We start from the raw sequence: 788 nt of genomic DNA on the forward strand, positions 1-788 counted from the left end.
CACGATATAGCAATTATTCAACAAAAAAAACAGAGATAACACTTTTCCTTTTTTATGCTTAGATAATACGGATAACTTACAAGTTGGAGAAAACATTACTGTATTGGGCTATCCTCATGCTGATACAAATCGTTGTGTTATAACGCAACAAAACTGTTCTATTGGAGCACGTATCTATACTGGACCATCCAAAACAAAACATATCGTAATTAATAATTTTGCAAGACCAGGTCAATCTGGAAGCCCTATTTTATCAAAAGATCGATTAAAAATTCATGCCATACTTTTAGGAGCTTACATACCCAAAACGACAGCATCAATCGATATAATGGGAGTTAATCCTTTAACCCTACATCAAACTACTCATGCTGTATCTGCCGAATACATTCAAGAAATGATTTAAACATGATAAATTTATCTGAATTTTCTGACGAAGAATGGTTAAATATACTACCCAATTACCAAAGAAATTTAATTCAAAATCTTCTATCATGTGGCTTAGACAAACAAGACATAATACAATTATGGTTGAATCAAGAAAATACATCAAATACTGCGGGATATGGTGTTAAAAATAATATAGGCAATTTTTACAAAAATTTTTTAAAAGAAATAAATGATCTTTTTTGTAACGATACAAAATACTCACAAGAACGAAAGCATATTCAAGAATATTTCAGTTCAACAGGAAAAATAAGTTTTCTTGCTGGAATTTCGCAATATATATCTAACCATGATATCTAGCTTAACTGGAATTTCAGAAGTAGCTGTTACTCCTGCAATAGTAT

Annotated in this window: 1 protein-coding gene and 1 pseudogene; both read left to right on the forward strand. The window is 30.6% G+C overall.

Annotated elements, in window-relative coordinates:
• Nucleotides 1-43: 43 nt before the first annotated feature.
• Nucleotides 44-403: pseudogene (locus tag CIN_RS11225) on the forward strand (hypothetical protein); the annotation flags it as partial.
• Nucleotides 404-405: 2 nt separating this feature from the next.
• Entirely contained in the window at nucleotides 406-744 is a 339-nt protein-coding gene (locus CIN_RS11230; RefSeq protein ID WP_040364502.1) for a hypothetical protein, read from the forward strand.
• The last annotated feature ends 44 nt before the right edge of the window (nucleotides 745-788 follow it).

This window comes from Commensalibacter intestini A911, from assembly GCF_000231445.1.
Classification (GTDB): Bacteria; Pseudomonadota; Alphaproteobacteria; order Acetobacterales; family Acetobacteraceae; genus Commensalibacter; species Commensalibacter intestini.

What these genes read in the sequence shown, in the direction of transcription:
- CIN_RS11230 (WP_040364502.1), top strand. Translation starts at nt 406, where the DNA reads ATGATAAATTTATCTGAATTTTCTGACGAAGAATGGTTAAATATACTA.